This is a genomic window from Pseudomonas putida, assembly GCF_050989985.1.
In the GTDB taxonomy this organism is placed as follows: Bacteria; Pseudomonadota; Gammaproteobacteria; order Pseudomonadales; family Pseudomonadaceae; genus Aquipseudomonas; species Aquipseudomonas putida_AI.
The window spans coordinates 4,220,247-4,234,615 of record NZ_CP158815.1; the positions used below are offsets into that span (position 1 = coordinate 4,220,247).

Genomic DNA, 14,369 nt, shown 5'->3' on the forward strand with positions numbered 1-14,369 from the left:
TTGTTGTGGGACAGATCATAAAGACATAAAAGCGACGATGACTAATCACAAATTATTCTAAAGATAGAATAAGCGTCATATAACTTTCGCGTTATCAAGTGCAACTAAAAGACATATGCCATCAGTTATTAGCTAATAACTTATATACAAATAACCAACTGTAGGGGCGAGCCTGCTCGTGATGGTCGTCAACGATCACGCAGGCATAACTGACACCCCGCGGCGCCTGCGCCTCCATCGCGAGCAGGCTCGCTCCTACAAGGTCCGTGTCGGCCACCAATCATCCAATCCACACAAAAACCTGTGGGAGCGAGCCTGCTCGCAATGGTCGTCAACGATCACGCAGGCATAACTGACACCCCGCGTTGCCTGTGCCTCCATCGCGAGCAGGCTCGCTCCTACAGGGTCCGTGTCGACCACCAATCATTCAATCCACACAAAAACCTGTGGGAGCGAGCCTGCTCGCGATGGTCGTCAACGATGACGCGGGCATAACTGATACCCCGCGGCGCCTGTGCCTCCATCGCGAGCAGGCTCGCTCCTACAGGGTCTGTGTCGACCACCAATCATTCAATCCACACAAAAACCCGGTGGGAGCGAGCCTGCTCGCGATGGTCGTCAACGATCACGCAGGCATAACTGATACCCCGCGGCGCCTGTGCCTCCATCGCGAGCAGGCTCGCTCCTACAGGGTCTGTGTCGACCACCAATCATTCAATCCACACAAAAACCTGTGGGAGCGAGCCTGCTCGCGATGGTCGTCAACGATCACGCGGGCATAACTGACACCCCGCAGTGCCTGTGCCTCCATCGCGAGCAGGCTCGCTCCTACAGTTGGCGGGTTTCACTTGAAGAAATGACTGGGCGTAGTCCCGAACTGTTTCTTGAACATGGTGCTGAACGCGCTCGGGCTGTCGTAACCCAACACCCCCGCCACATCGATGATTTTCTCTCCCTGCGCAATGCGCTCCAGCGCCGAGAGCAACCGCGCCTGCTGGCGCCATTGACCGAAGGTCATGCCGGTTTCCTTGTGGAACAGGCGCTGGATGGTCTTGGCGTCCAGGCTCAATCGATCGCTCCAGTCCGCCAGGGTCGAGCTGTCCCCCAGGTCCTGGCGCAGGGCCGCACAGATTTCCTGGATACGTTGATCGGCCGGTTGCGGCAGGTGCAGCGGCAAGGTCGGCAGCAGGGTCAGTTCGTCGACGATCAGACGCATGATCCGGGCTTCCCGGGAATCCTCGTCGACGGGACCTGAAATGCTCACCGAGGTTTTGATCAGCTCGCTCAACAGCGCCGAGATGCTCACCGCCCGGGTCTCATCCGGAAGCGTTGGAAAATACTCCGGGCGCACGAACACGCTGCGCATTTTCAGGGCCCCCACGCAGCGAATCGAGTGCACGTGGCCACAGGGCATCCAGATGCCGCGGCTGGGCGGCACCGTCCATTGGTTCAGGCCGGAATGCACCACCATCACGCCCTCGATGGCGTAGATCAGCTGATGCTTGGCGTGACTGTGGGGCTCGATGAACCAGTTCTCCGGGTAATCGGTGGCGCTGGTGCACACGGGCCAGTCCACTTCGTCCATGGCCAGCAGAAATTCTTCGAGTGATTTGTCCATGATGCCCTTTTTACGAAAGTCGTCGCCCGAATTGCGCGAGACAGGCAATTTTGCGAAATCTAGCATAGCGGCTGATCTACGCAATGCCCCTTTTCCCCTGCCTGGATGATGTGCGATGTCCTCACTGACAACCCCTTCGGCGACCGCTTCGGTGGCCAACCAGACGAGCCCACTGGTCATGCGCGTGATCGGTGCCTGCGCCCTGGCGCACCTGATCAACGACCTGATCCAGGCCGTGCTGCCTTCGATCTACCCGATGCTCAAGGCCAGCTACGGCCTGAGCTTCACCCAGGTGGGCCTGATCACCCTGACCTTCCAGCTCACCGCATCCCTGCTGCAACCCTGGGTCGGCTACCACACCGACCGCCACCCCAAGCCCTGGCTGTTGCCGGCGGGGATGGTCTGCACCCTGATCGGTATTTTGATGCTGGCGTTCGTCGGCAGCTTCCCGGCGATTCTCGTGGCCTCGGCGCTGGTGGGGATCGGCTCCTCGACCTTCCACCCGGAAACCTCGCGGGTCGCGCGCCTGGCCTCGGGCGGTCGCTATGGTCTGGCGCAATCGACCTTTCAGGTGGGCGGCAATGCCGGTACCGCCTTCGGCCCGTTGCTGGCCGCGGCGATCATCATTCCCTACGGCCAGGGACACGTGGCCTGGTTCGGCCTGTTCGCGGTGTTCGCCATCCTGATTCTCTTCGGCCTGAGCCGCTGGTACCGCTCGCACCTGAACCTGTTCAAGCTCAAGCAAGGCGGCAAGGCGACCCACGGCCTTTCCAAACAACGGGTGACCTTTGCCTTGGTGGTGCTGGCGCTGCTGGTGTTCTCCAAGTACTTCTACATGTCCAGCTTCACCAGCTACTTCACCTTCTACCTGATCGAGAAGTTCGACCTGTCGGTGGCCAGTTCCCAGTTGTACCTTTTCCTGTTCCTCGGCTCGGTCGCCGCGGGCACCTTCTTCGGCGGCCCCATCGGCGACAAGATCGGCCGTAAAAAGGTGATCTGGTTTTCCATTCTCGGCGCTGCGCCCTTCACCCTCGCCCTGCCCTACGTCGACCTGTTCTGGACCAGCGTGCTGAGCGTGATCATCGGCTTCATCCTCGCCTCGGCGTTCTCCGCCATCGTGGTGTTCGCCCAGGAACTGGTGCCGGGCAACGTCGGCATGATCGCCGGCGTGTTCTTCGGGCTGATGTTCGGTTTCGGCGGCATCGGCGCCGCGCTGCTGGGGCATCTGGCGGACATTCACGGCATCGAATACGTGTACAAGCTGTGCTCCTACCTGCCGCTGCTGGGCATCCTGACCATCCTGCTGCCGTCGACCAAAGGGGTGTGACACAGAGCGGTCAGACGAGGACGGGCCACCGGCAAGTGGCCTATCCTGTTGTCTAAACCCTTCACGTCGGTCGACACCATGCCCGCCCCCGAAACCAGCCTGCTGCAGAGTTGGCAGCACAACGCCCAAGCCTGGATCGAAGCCGTGCGCAGCGGCGCCATCGAAAGTCGCCAGCAAGTCACCGACCGGGCCATCCTGCTGGCCATCCAGAGCCGCCAACCCGAACGTGTGCTCGACCTGGGCTGTGGCGAAGGCTGGCTGTTGCGGGCACTGGCGGAGCGCGGCATCGAGGGGGTCGGGGTGGACGGCGACGCGACACTGGTCGAGGCCGCGCGCGCAGCGGGTGCCTCGAATGTGCATCTGGCGAGCTATGAAGCGCTGGCCGAAGCGCAGGTCGACATTGGCAGTCATTACGACGTGATCTGCGCCAACTTCGCCCTGCTGCACCAGGACATCATCCCCCTGCTCGCCGCCATGAACGCCCTGCTCGCCCCCGGTGGCGCGCTAGTGATCCAGACGCTGCATCCATGGACCGCGGCGGCGGGCGATTATCAGGATGGCTGGCGGGAAGAAACCTTCGCCGGGTTCAAGGGCCAGTGGCAGCCCATGCCGTGGTACATGCGCACCTTGTCCAGCTGGATCAGGGCGCTGGACATGGCCGGTTTGCAACTGGCCGAACTGCAAGAGCCCCAGCACCCGCAAAGCCCGGTGCCGCAGTCGTTGCTGCTGGTGGCCGAGGCCCACCCCCTGTAGGAGCGAGCCTGCTCGCGATGGTCGTCAACGATAACGCGGGCATAACTGACACCCCACGATGCCTGTGCCTCCATCGCGAGCAGGCTCGCTCCTACAGAGGCTCACACATCGGGAGAACACCATGCGCAAACTCATCGTTGCCGCGTTCATGTCTATCGATGGCGTCATGCAGGCCCCCGGCGGGCCTGAGGAAGACCGTAGCGACGGCTTCCACTTCGGCGGCTGGATCGTGCCCTACGCCGACCCGGTGTCCGGCGAGGCCGTGATGGATCTGTTTGCCCAGCCGTTCGAACTGCTGCTGGGGCGTCGGACCTACGACATCTTCGCCGGGTATTGGCCGCAGATTAAGGCCGAAGCCCAGAACGCCATTGCCGACCTGTTCAACGCCGTGCCCAAACACGTGGCCACCCATCGGCCGGATTCGCTCACGTGGCAGAACAGCCAGGCACTGGATGCCGACATCATTGGCGCGGTACGCGCGCTCAAATTGCAGAACGGCTCGCTGTTGCTGACCCAGGGCAGCGGCGATCTGGTGCGCCAACTGTTGGCGGCCGGGCTGGTGGATGAACTGCGCTTGATGATTCACCCCGTTCTGCTTGGGCGTGGCAAGCGCTTGTTTGGCGATGATGCGCAGGCGTCGGCTTTTACCCTGGAGCATTCCATCACCACACCTGGCGGTGTGCTGGTCACGCGTTACGTGCGTAGCGGCGAAGTGCAGACCGGCAGCTTCGGATAAATCTCCTTGCCCCAGGGGCAACCGTCAGGCCTGGGTATCGAGCAATGAGATCAGCCGCGGCTCAAGCGCCTGTGGATGCACCTCGATCAACGCCAGCGTCACCGGCAATTTGAATCGTCGCGGACCGGCGCTCCCCGGATTGAGGAACAACCGGTCACCGCGCCATTCGATGAGCGGCTTGTGCGAATGACCGGTGATCACCAGCCTCGTCCGCGCCTCCAGCAATGCCGGAACATCGGCCATGTCATGCACCAGCAACACCGGCCAGCCGTCGAGTTCGAAACGCAGATGATCGGCAATGGACTGCGCCCAGGGCAGGTTCAGATCGTTATTCCCGCGCACCACCTGCAACGGCGCGATGGCTGCCAATTGCTCGAGGATTTGCGGCTTGCCGATGTCACCGGCATGGATAATCCGCTCACAGCCTTGCAACGCCGCCAGGGCTTCGTCGCGGAGCAAACCATGGGTATCGGAAATCACGCCCACCTTCATGCAGCACTCCTGAGCGGATGCGGAAACATGCCCCCAAGTATTCGCGTCGACCACCAATCATTCAATCCACGCAAAAACCTGTGGGAGCGAGCCTGCTCGCGATGGTCGTCAACGATAACGCAGGCTGCCTGAGTGAACGCGTTGTCCGAGAGTTTTTCGCGAGCAGGCTCGCTCCCACAATCGAACCGCCAAAAGGAACGTGCTGCTGCACTCAACCCGAGGTACGCATCAAGATCGCCCAGGCCTCGGCAGTGAAGCGATAACTCTTGTCCGCCTGATAATCGATGACCCGCTCTTCGCACAATCGCTTGAGCACTTCGCGCACGCTGATGAACGAGCACTCCACCGCCGACGACTCCAGCCAGGCGTGGGTCCCGTTCACGCCTATGGCGCGACCCTCCCTGGCGGCGACCAGCAGGGCGTCGATCACCTTGAGGCGGATCAGGCTGGTGCGCAGGCCATAAAAGCCCAGCAACTCGCGGATCGGTTTATTGCTTTTGCGCTCCAGCGCACAGGGTTCCTGAACGGTCGTTGCCAGGCGGTCGTACATGCGAACAGTCCTTTTCGATTACGTTTTTGCAGATGAATTGGTGATGTTGTTTTTGACGTTTTTTTACCAATTGCTCCGTTAGAGTGCCGACTTCGGTCACACAGGTAACGGTTGATGAAACCTTCCAGCCCTCACGAAACAGACGACGAAATCCTCACCCAGGCCGCGCACTGGTGCCTGCGCCTGAACGACGAAACCTGCACCGCCGACGAACGTGCGGCGTTCGGGCAATGGGTCCAGGCCGATCCGCGTCACGCGTTCGAGTACGCGAAGATGCTGGAGATCTGGGACCTCAGCGAGGCGCTGCCGAACAATCCGCGCACCTCGAAAAAACTGCTGACCGATCCGTCCTCCCGCCAGGACGGTGTGCGCGAGATGTAATCCTCTTAGCGCACACCTTCCAGGGCGCTGACCGCCCGCCGCTGGCGCAGGCGCTCGGCCAGCGTCAGCACCGAAACGAAAAACACCGGCACGAACAACACCCCGAGCACCGTCGCCGCCAGCATCCCGCCGATCACCCCGGTGCCGATCGCCCGCTGGCTGGCTGCGCCCGCCCCGGTGGCCAGCGCCAACGGCACCACGCCCAGGATGAACGCCAACGAGGTCATGACAATTGGCCGAAAGCGCAGGCGCGCCGCCTGGGCCGCCGCCTCGGCCAGGCCCGTACCCTGAGCGTGCAGCGCCCGGGCGAACTCGACGATCAGAATCGCGTTCTTCGCCGCCAGACCGATGATGGTGATCAGCCCCACCTTGAAATACACGTCATTGGGCATGCCCATGACCGTCACCGCCGCCACCGAGCCGAGCATGCCGATGGGCACGATCAGCAACACGGCGAAGGGAATCGCCCAGCTCTCATACAGCGCCACCAGCACCAGCAACACCATGGTCAGCGACAGGCCCACCAGCATCGGCACCTGATCGCTGGCCTGCTGTTCCTGCAGCGACAGGCCAGACCACTCCAGACTGAAACCGGCCGGCAACTGGCGGGCGATTTTCTGCAATTCCTCCATGGCTTGCCCGCTGCTGTAGCCCGGCGCAGGTTCACCGGAAAAACGCAACGACGCCGAGCCGTTGTAGCGACCGATCTGCAACGGCCCGACCTGCCACTCGAACCGGCTGAAGGCTTCCAGCGGCACCAGGCGGTTCTGCCGGTTGGGCACTTGCAGGCGCAGCAACGCTTCGGGGGTCTGCCGGCTGCGGCCATCGGCCTGGACGATCACCCGTTGCATCCGCCCCTGATTGGCGAATTCGTTGATCTGTTCCGAACCCAGCGCCGAAGACAGTGCCGCGCTGATCACATCAAAACTCACGCCCAGGGCCTCGGCCTTTTCCCGGTCGATGCTGACCTTGATCTGCGGCGCATCGGCCAGGCCATCCTCGCTCAGATGACCGATCACCGGTGAGGCCTTGGCCGCCTCGAACAACTGGCTGCGAGCCGAAAGCAGCGCTTCGTGCCCCTGCCCCGCCAGATCCTGCAAACGCAGATCGAAACCGCTGGCGGTGCCCAGGCCATCCACCGGTGGCGGCACCACGCTGTACAGGGTGCCGTCGGCCACGTCCTCGAAGGCATCGTTCGCACGCCGCGCCACCGCCTTGCTCGACTCCCCGCTACCGCGCAGCGACCAATCCTTGAGGGTGACGTAGGACATGGCCGCGTTGGCGCCTTCCCCGGAAAAACTGAAGCCCATGATCGCCAGCACGTGATCGGTGGTCGGCTGCGCCAGGGCATAGCGCTCCCAGGCCTGCACCGTAACGTCGGTACGCGACGCCGAAGCCGCAGGCGGCAACTGGATGTCGGTGACGATGTAGCCCTGGTCTTCGGACGGCAGGAACGAAGTCGGCAGCCGCGCATAGGCAAAGGCCAGCACCAGCAGCAACAACAGGTACAAGCCCGTGCTGCGAGCACCGCGTCGAACCCAACTCGCCCCCAACCGTTCGTAGCGCTGCGCCAGGGCTTCGAATCGTCGGTTGAAGGCGTGCATCCAGCGATTGCCACGGACCTGATGTGCCGGGTCGAACGGCTTGATCAGCGTGGCGCACAGGGCCGGCGTCAGGGTCAGCGCGAGGAACCCGGAGAACAGGATCGACACCGACAGCGCCATGGCGAACTGCTGGTAGATAATGCCCACCGAACCGCCCATGAACGCCAGCGGCAGGAACACCGCCGACAGCACCAGCGTGATGCCGACAATCGCCCCGCTGATCTGCTGCATCGCCTTGCGGGTCGCGGCCTTGGGTGACAGCCGTTCCTCGCGGATCAGGCGTTCGACGTTTTCCACCACCACGATGGCGTCGTCCACCAGAATGCCGATGGCCAACACCATGCCGAACAAAGTCATCATGTTGATCGAGAAGCCCAGCGGCGCCATCACCGCGACGGTCCCCAGCAGGCAGACCGGCACCACCACCGCCGGAATCAGTGTGTAGCGCAGGTTCTGCAGGAACAGCAGCATCACCAGAAACACCAGGACCATGGCTTCGATCAGGGTGTAGATCACTTGCCGGATCGCCACGTCGACAAAGTACGAAGTGTCGTAGGGCACGCTCAGGGTCATGTTCGCCGGCAAGGTGCTCGACAGCTGTTCAAGGCGCAGCTTGATGGCCTTGGCCGTTTCCAGCGCGTTGGCCTGTGGTGCCAGTTGCACCGACATGGCCGCCGCCGGCTTGCCGTTCAGGCGCGCGTCGAAGCGGTAGTCCTGGCGCCCCAGCTCGACCCGTGCCACGTCGTGAATGCGCACGCTGGAGCCGTCGTCATTGGCCCGCAGCACGATGTTGCCGAACGCCTCCACCGATTCGAGCTGCCCCTGCACCATCACTGTCGCGGTGATTTGCTGGTCGGCCGGCCCCGGTCGTTCGCCCATGCTGCCGGCGGGCACCTGGGCGTTCTGCGCGGCAATGGCCTTGCCGACATCGGCCATCGACAGGTTGTAGCCCACCAGTCGCTGTGGATCGACCCAGATGCGCATGGCCCGTTCGGCGGTGTACATCTGCACCCGCCCGACCCCGTTCACCCGGCGTATCTCATTGTTCACGGCCCGGGCGGCATAGTCCGCAAGGCCGATGGAATCCTGCTGGTCGTCGGTGTAGGACAAGGCATACACCAACAGGAAATTGGAGCGCGACTGCTCCACATTCAGGCCTTGCTCGATTACCGCCCGGGGCATGCGACCGATCACCCGTTGCAGACGGTTCTGCACGTCGACCTGTGCCATGTCGGCATCGGTACCGGGCTTGAAGGTGATGGTGATGTCGGCCCCGCCGTTGGCGCTGTTGGACTCGTGATAGATCAGGCCTTTGAGGCCGTTGAGCTCTTCTTCGATCAGGCTGGTGACGTTCTGGCTGACGATCTGTGCCGATGCGCCCGGATAGCTGGCGCTGACCACAATCTGCGTCGGCGCCACGTCCGGGTACTGGTTGACCGCCAGGGTCCCCAGGGTCAGCAAGCCCGCAAGGGAAATGAACAGCGCGATGACCCAGGCGAAGTTCGGACGGTTGATGAAAAAATCGGGCATCGAAGGCTTCCGTCAGTTACGGGCTTGCTGCCCGACCAGAGTGTTGTCGTTGACCACGGCATCGGTCTTGACCTCTGCTTCGGCCTTGACCAGCGCACCGGCGCTGACCTTGTCGACGCGCTCGATCACCACCTGCTCGCCGGCCGCCAGCCCCTGGGTGATCTGCCAGTCTGAGCCGACCATCGCACCGGTGCTGACCACCCGCTCGCGCACCACGCCGCCGTCGTCCACCAGCATCAACCGCGCCTGGCCGTCGGCACCGCGCTGCACCGCCTGTTGCGGCACGAACAAGGCTTGCGGGTCGACACCGGCCGGCGCCACTACCCGCACGTACATGCCCGGCAGCAGCAGGTGGTCCGGGTTGCGAAACTCGCCGCGCAGCGTCACCTGCCCGGTGCCGCGGTCCACGGAGATATCGGAGAACATCAGGGTGCCACGGCGAACCTGCGCCGGGTTGCCCACCTGCAGCGTGACTTCGGCAGAACTGCTGTCGCCGCTGCCGTTTTCGCTGAGTGTCAGGCGCCCGCTGGACAACGCCTGCTGCAAGGCCACCACCTGTTCGGCGGGTTGGGTGAAGTCGGCGTAGATCGGGTCCAGTTGCTGGATCCGCGCCATCTGCGTCGCCTCGTCCTGCCCCACCAACGCGCCTTCGCTGACCAGGGCACGACCGACACGGCCACTGATCGGCGCGCGCACCTGGCAGTAACCGAGGTTGAGCCGGGCGGTGGTCAGGTCGGCCTGGGCAGCCAGGCGATTGGCCTGGGCGCTCTTGAGGTCGGACATGGCGTCGTCGAAGGCCTGCTGGCTGACGGCGTTGATTTGCACCAGTTGCTTGAAGCGCTGGACCTGGGCGTTGGCGCGGAAGGCATCCGCCTCGACCTTGGCCAGTGCGCCTTCGGCGCGCATCACGGCGGCCTTGAACGGCGCCGGGTCGATGCTGAAGAGCAACTGGCCGGCCTTGACGTCGCTGCCCTCCTGAAAGTGTCGGGTCAGCACCACGCCGGCCACCCGCGCGCGCACCTCGGCAATGCGCACCGGCTCGATCCGACCGGGCAAGTCCGTGGTCATGGCAAAGGAACGCGGCTGGACCGTCAGCGTCTTCACCTGCGGCACCGCTGCACTCTGTTCGGCAGGCGCCTTTGGCTCGCCACAAGCGCTCAATCCAAGCACCGTCAGCAACAGCCAGGTGGGTTTCATCGATGCAAACACCTTATGCATTACCACTCCCTACCCAAAAAATCTGCACCGCATCCCCCTACTGGATTACGCATTCCCCTGTGGGAGCGAGCCTGCTCGCGATGAGGCCGGCACATTTCAACATCAATGGCGCCTGACACGCCGCCATCGCGAGCAGGCTCGCTCCCACAGGTCCCGTGCCTGTACGCAAAATCACTGTAGGAGCTGTCGAGTGCAACGAGGCTGCGATCTTTCAAGCCAAATCAAAAGATCGCAGCCTGCGGCAACATTCCCCTGTGGGAGCGAGCTTGCTCGCGATGAGGCCGGCACATTCAACACCAATGGTGCCTGACACGCCGCCATCGCGAGCAAGCTCGCTCCTACAGAGAAGAACATTGGCGCTCATTGATCGCAGCGGCCGCGCGGAACAGGATTTGCGCGACGAAATCGATTTCCTGCTCGGTGATGATCAGCGGTGGCAGCAAGCGCACGGTGGCGCCGTGACGACCACCCAGTTCCACGATCAAACCGTGTTGCAGGCACGCCTGCTGGAAGGCCTTGGCCCGGGCGGTGTCCACCGGCGGATGGCCCTGGACATCGCGGGCACCCTGCGGGTCGACGATTTCCATGCCGAGCATCAGGCCACGGCCACGCACGTCGCCGATCCAGTTGAATTCACTCTGCAATGCCAGCAGCTGCTTGCGCAGATGCGCGCCAGCGCTTTCGGCGTGAGCCACCAGGCCCTGATCGCGGATAAAACGCAAGGTCGCGGTGCCGGCCGCCATCGCCAATTGGTTGCCACGGAAGGTGCCGGCGTGGGCACCCGGTTGCCACACATCCAGGGAGTCGTTGTAGACCATCACCGACAACGGCAGGCCGCCGCCGATGGCTTTAGACAAGGTAATCACGTCCGGGGTGATGCCCGAGTGCTCGAAGCCGAACATCCGCCCGCTGCGCGCGATGCCGCACTGGATTTCGTCGACGATCAACGGAATGCCGTGAGCCTGGGTCAGGCGCCGCAGTTCCTGCATCCAGCGATCGGGCGCGGTGATCACTCCGCCTTCGCCCTGGATCGGTTCGAGGATCATCGCCGCAGGCTGGGTCACACCGCTTTCCGGGTCGTTGAGCAGGTGCTCGAGGTAGCGCACGTTCAGGGTCACGCCCTGCTCGCCCGCCACGCCGAACGGGCAGCGGTAATCGTGGGGGAACGGCAGGCGTTGCACGCCGGCCATCAAGCCGCCCAGGGCATTTTTCGGCGACAGGTTGCCGCTGATCGACAGCGTGCCCAAGGTCATGCCGTGGTAGGCCCCTTCAAAGGCCAGTACCGAATGCCGGCCAGTGGCGGTGCGGGTCAGCTTCAGTGCCGCTTCCACCGCATCGGCGCCACTGGGGCCACAAAACTGGATGCGCGCGTTCCGCGCAAAGTCGGCTGGGAGGCAGCCGAAGATTTCCTGGACGAATGCGTCCTTCACCGGGGTCATGAGGTCCAGGGTGTGCATCGGCAAACCCGAGGCCAGCACCTGGGTGATGGCTTCGACGATCACCGGATGGTTGTGCCCCAGCGCCAGGGTGCCGGCACCGGCCAGGCAATCGACGAACACCTGGCCGCGACTGTCCTGCACATAGATGCCATGGGCCCGTTCCAGCACCAGCGGAATGCGCCGAGGGTAACTGCGGGCGTTGGATTCCTGCTGTTGCTGGCGCTCCAGCAGCGGCGTCGGATCAAGGCAGTACGGGTTCGACAGACCGGTGTGCGACAGGCGTAGCTGTTGCGCGCCACCCGATGTGGCATTCGAAAAAGCACTCATGATTTCCTCCACGGAGGCTGGATTTGGAAAGGAACGGGGCGCCTGAAATCGAACGTTCCAGGAAAAGAAAGCCGTGAAACCGGACGCGGGGAATCCTTTCCCCAGTCCAAGGGTTTACATGTCGTAGCGCAGAATCAGGCCTGCAGTGCGCGGGGCACCGACATCGATGATGTCGCCGCTGCGGTTGTTGGTGACGTATTCCTTGTCGAAGGCGTTTTTCACGTAACCGGATACCGAGACGTTCTTTGTCAGCTTGTACTCGGCGTTGAAGTTGGCCAGCCAGTAGTTGTCGGCCTTGCGTTCACCGATCACCTGACCTGCGTCATCGAACTCGTACTCCGACGGGGACGTGCTCTGCCAGACGACGTCGGTGTTGAGGGTCACGCGGTCGTTCCAGCGATAGGTAGCGCCCATGGTCATCTTGTACTTGGGCGAGAAAAGGAAATCTTCGCCGCTCATGTCGCGGCCGTCGCTGGTCACGAAGTCCTTGTACTTGCCATCAGTCACCGAGGCACCGGCGTTCAGGGTCAGCTGCTGGCCGAAGTCTTTTTCAACGGAAACTTCCAGGCCCTTGATGTCGCTACGACCGGCGTTGAACACGTCAAAGAATTCGGTTTGCGGGTTCACGACACTGACCTGCTGATCCTTCCAGTCGGTGTAGTAAAGGTTGGCGCGGGTACGCAGGGTCTGATCCATGAACGAACCACGGTACGACAGCTCGTAGTTGGTGGTGTATTCCGGATCGTAGGAGGTGTGGCCGCTACCGGCACGGACGTTGACGCCGCCGCCACGATAGCCGCGCTGCACCATGAAGCCGACGAACTGATTGTCGGCCAGCTCGTAGTCGATACCCAGTTTCGGCAGGACCGCATCGGAGGTCTGCTTGTCTTTGCCAGGCTGCGAGAAGTCATCGATCTTGACGTCGGTGTCGTTGGTCTCGTGGTCGTAGCGCAGACCGGTGATCAAGGTCCAGCGCGGGGCGAAGGTCCAGTTGATTTCACCGAACACGGCCTTGTTCTCGATCGTCGTATCGCCCTTGACCGTGCCGAACGGATCGCCTTCGAAAAACAGCCGGTCGTGGAAATTGTTGGTGTTGTGGCCGTAGTAGAGGCCGACAAAACTCTTCACCTCGTCCGAGGTGTAGTTCAGGCGCAGCTCCTGGCTGAACAGGTCGCCATACTGCTTGCGCAGCACCACCTGGTCGTCGACCGAGGTCTGGTCGAAGTCCAGGCGGGCGTCGTAGTCGGAGTCGGTGTTGGCCGTCAGGCTGGTGATCGACCAGTCGTCATTGAGGCGGTAGTCGACCTTGGCGCTGACGGTGTCCTGCTTGAGCTTGTCGTAGGCGTCGGTGTTGGAGTCGATCTTGTAGTAACGGATCCTGTCACCCTGGCGAACCACCGAGTTATCGCCCTTGCGGCTTTGATCGTGGGCATAGGTCAGCAGCACATCGAGATCGTCGTTGGGCAGGATCAGCAGCTTGCCGCGGTAGTTCGCGTTGCGGGTCTTGTTGGCATCGCTATCGTCGAAGAGGTTGTCGATGTAGCCATCGCCTTCCTGGTAATCCACAGCGATACGGCCGGCGATCTTGTCTTCGACAATCGCACCGCCACCGGCCACCGCGCCACCGCGCTCACCGTAGGTACCGCCGTTGGCCTGCGCCGAAAAGCTCGGTACAAAAGTCGGGTTCTTGGTCTGGATGACCACCGCACCGGCCAGGGAGTTACGGCCCTGGGTGGTGGATTGCGGGCCCAGGAACACTTCGACCTGCTCGACGTCCCACAGCGGCATCGGGCTCAGGGTCAGCGCACGGTTGGGCTGCACCGCGCCGTCGACGAATACCGAGACTGCGCCATTGAGCGCGGCCGGGCCCTGATCATCGAAACCGGAGACCGGCACGCCGCGGATACCCCAGTTTTCGTTGCCGGAGGTGTTGTAGACACCCGGTGTGCGGGCGAATACATCGACCAGGCTGTGGTCTTCCTTCTCGCGCAGTTGCTTATCCGTGACGACGGCTACACTCGACTGGGTTTTTTCCAGGGAACGGTTGATTTTTTCGCCCGTCACCGTGATCGGCGCGATCTCCATTGTGTTCGCCTGTTCGGCTGCCCATGCGCTGTTAGCCAGGCACACAGCCGACCCCACAGCCAACGCAATTGTATTCTTTTTGAAATTCACGCCCCGCTCCCCTGCGACAGATTTTGTAGATTTTTCGTACGCAAAAAACGCTCTATGCCTACGGCCGGCGGGAGTCTAATCCAAAAAAAAAATTAATGGAATAAGATTGATAACGACTCTCATTTGTAATAAAAATGCCGCACTGTACAAACGCCGATACATTTCAGGCGGATGCCAAGCCTAGCGACCTCTGCCCGGTTTTCCAGGTTCGCCAAGGCC

The 14,369-nt window shown here is 62.3% G+C and carries 11 protein-coding genes; 4 read left to right on the forward strand and 7 right to left on the reverse strand.

Annotation, left to right across the window (positions count from 1 at the left end):
• Positions 1 to 844 precede the first annotated feature (844 nt).
• Positions 845 to 1,618 carry an AraC family transcriptional regulator gene (locus tag ABTV29_RS19360; RefSeq protein ID WP_433766295.1) on the reverse strand — a complete coding sequence of 258 codons (774 nt, stop codon included), beginning with the start codon at positions 1,616 to 1,618 and terminating at the stop codon, positions 845 to 847.
• 115 nt (positions 1,619 to 1,733) lie between these two features.
• On the opposite strand from ABTV29_RS19360, the gene ABTV29_RS19365 reads away from it, so the two are divergent.
• The 3 genes from ABTV29_RS19365 to ABTV29_RS19375 all read left to right on the forward strand — a co-directional run bounded on the left by ABTV29_RS19365 (position 1,734) and on the right by ABTV29_RS19375 (position 4,434).
• Positions 1,734 to 2,945 (forward strand): MFS transporter, encoded by a 1,212-nt coding sequence (locus ABTV29_RS19365; protein ID WP_433766296.1) that lies wholly within the window; start codon positions 1,734 to 1,736, stop codon positions 2,943 to 2,945.
• Positions 2,946 to 3,023: 78 nt separating this feature from the next.
• Positions 3,024 to 3,698, forward strand: a complete 675-nt coding sequence (locus ABTV29_RS19370) for a class I SAM-dependent methyltransferase (RefSeq protein WP_433766297.1) — start codon at positions 3,024 to 3,026, stop codon at positions 3,696 to 3,698.
• 121 nt (positions 3,699 to 3,819) lie between these two features.
• Positions 3,820 to 4,434 (forward strand): dihydrofolate reductase family protein, encoded by a 615-nt coding sequence (locus ABTV29_RS19375; RefSeq protein ID WP_433766298.1) that lies wholly within the window; start codon positions 3,820 to 3,822, stop codon positions 4,432 to 4,434.
• A gap of 24 nt (positions 4,435 to 4,458) precedes the next feature.
• Here ABTV29_RS19375 and ABTV29_RS19380 read toward each other — a convergent pair whose 3' ends face one another.
• Together ABTV29_RS19380 and ABTV29_RS19385 are read right to left on the reverse strand one after the other, a co-directional pair.
• Positions 4,459 to 4,926 carry a metallophosphoesterase family protein gene (locus tag ABTV29_RS19380; RefSeq protein ID WP_433766299.1) on the reverse strand — a complete coding sequence of 156 codons (468 nt, stop codon included), beginning with the start codon at positions 4,924 to 4,926 and terminating at the stop codon, positions 4,459 to 4,461.
• Positions 4,927 to 5,137: 211 nt separating this feature from the next.
• Positions 5,138 to 5,476 carry a fe2+ zn2+ uptake regulation protein gene (locus ABTV29_RS19385; RefSeq protein ID WP_433766300.1) on the reverse strand — a complete coding sequence of 113 codons (339 nt, stop codon included), beginning with the start codon at positions 5,474 to 5,476 and terminating at the stop codon, positions 5,138 to 5,140.
• Between the two features lie 114 nt (positions 5,477 to 5,590).
• Here ABTV29_RS19385 and ABTV29_RS19390 point away from each other — a divergent pair, with 114 nt between their 5' ends.
• Positions 5,591 to 5,857 (forward strand): FecR/PupR family sigma factor regulator, encoded by a 267-nt coding sequence (locus ABTV29_RS19390; RefSeq protein ID WP_433766301.1) that lies wholly within the window; start codon positions 5,591 to 5,593, stop codon positions 5,855 to 5,857.
• 5 nt (positions 5,858 to 5,862) lie between these two features.
• Here the strand turns inward: ABTV29_RS19390 and ABTV29_RS19395 are convergent, their stop codons facing one another.
• From ABTV29_RS19395 to ABTV29_RS19410, 4 genes are all read right to left on the reverse strand, one after another.
• Positions 5,863 to 8,991: a multidrug efflux RND transporter permease subunit gene (locus ABTV29_RS19395; protein ID WP_433766302.1), complete on the reverse strand. Its 3,129-nt coding sequence runs from the start codon at positions 8,989 to 8,991 to the stop codon at positions 5,863 to 5,865.
• A gap of 12 nt (positions 8,992 to 9,003) precedes the next feature.
• Positions 9,004 to 10,188, reverse strand: coding sequence for an efflux RND transporter periplasmic adaptor subunit (locus tag ABTV29_RS19400; protein ID WP_433766303.1), 1,185 nt, complete (start codon positions 10,186 to 10,188; stop codon positions 9,004 to 9,006).
• 359 nt (positions 10,189 to 10,547) lie between these two features.
• Positions 10,548 to 11,975 carry a diaminobutyrate--2-oxoglutarate transaminase gene (locus ABTV29_RS19405; RefSeq protein WP_433766304.1) on the reverse strand — a complete coding sequence of 476 codons (1,428 nt, stop codon included), beginning with the start codon at positions 11,973 to 11,975 and terminating at the stop codon, positions 10,548 to 10,550.
• Positions 11,976 to 12,089: 114 nt separating this feature from the next.
• Positions 12,090 to 14,150 carry a TonB-dependent receptor gene (locus ABTV29_RS19410; RefSeq protein WP_433766305.1) on the reverse strand — a complete coding sequence of 687 codons (2,061 nt, stop codon included), beginning with the start codon at positions 14,148 to 14,150 and terminating at the stop codon, positions 12,090 to 12,092.
• Positions 14,151 to 14,369 lie beyond the last annotated feature (219 nt).

Bases quoted from the DNA above. Each gene is read 5' to 3' on its own strand.
- ABTV29_RS19360 (WP_433766295.1), bottom strand. From the start codon at position 1,618: ATGGACAAATCACTCGAAGAATTTCTGCTGGCCATGGACGAAGTGGAC.
- ABTV29_RS19365 (WP_433766296.1), top strand. From the start codon at position 1,734: ATGTCCTCACTGACAACCCCTTCGGCGACCGCTTCGGTGGCCAACCAG.
- ABTV29_RS19370 (WP_433766297.1), top strand. From the start codon at position 3,024: ATGCCCGCCCCCGAAACCAGCCTGCTGCAGAGTTGGCAGCACAACGCC.
- ABTV29_RS19375 (WP_433766298.1), top strand. From the start codon at position 3,820: ATGCGCAAACTCATCGTTGCCGCGTTCATGTCTATCGATGGCGTCATG.
- ABTV29_RS19380 (WP_433766299.1), bottom strand. From the start codon at position 4,926: ATGAAGGTGGGCGTGATTTCCGATACCCATGGTTTGCTCCGCGACGAA.
- ABTV29_RS19385 (WP_433766300.1), bottom strand. From the start codon at position 5,476: ATGTACGACCGCCTGGCAACGACCGTTCAGGAACCCTGTGCGCTGGAG.
- ABTV29_RS19390 (WP_433766301.1), top strand. From the start codon at position 5,591: ATGAAACCTTCCAGCCCTCACGAAACAGACGACGAAATCCTCACCCAG.
- ABTV29_RS19395 (WP_433766302.1), bottom strand. From the start codon at position 8,991: ATGCCCGATTTTTTCATCAACCGTCCGAACTTCGCCTGGGTCATCGCG.
- ABTV29_RS19400 (WP_433766303.1), bottom strand. From the start codon at position 10,188: ATGAAACCCACCTGGCTGTTGCTGACGGTGCTTGGATTGAGCGCTTGT.
- ABTV29_RS19405 (WP_433766304.1), bottom strand. From the start codon at position 11,975: ATGAGTGCTTTTTCGAATGCCACATCGGGTGGCGCGCAACAGCTACGC.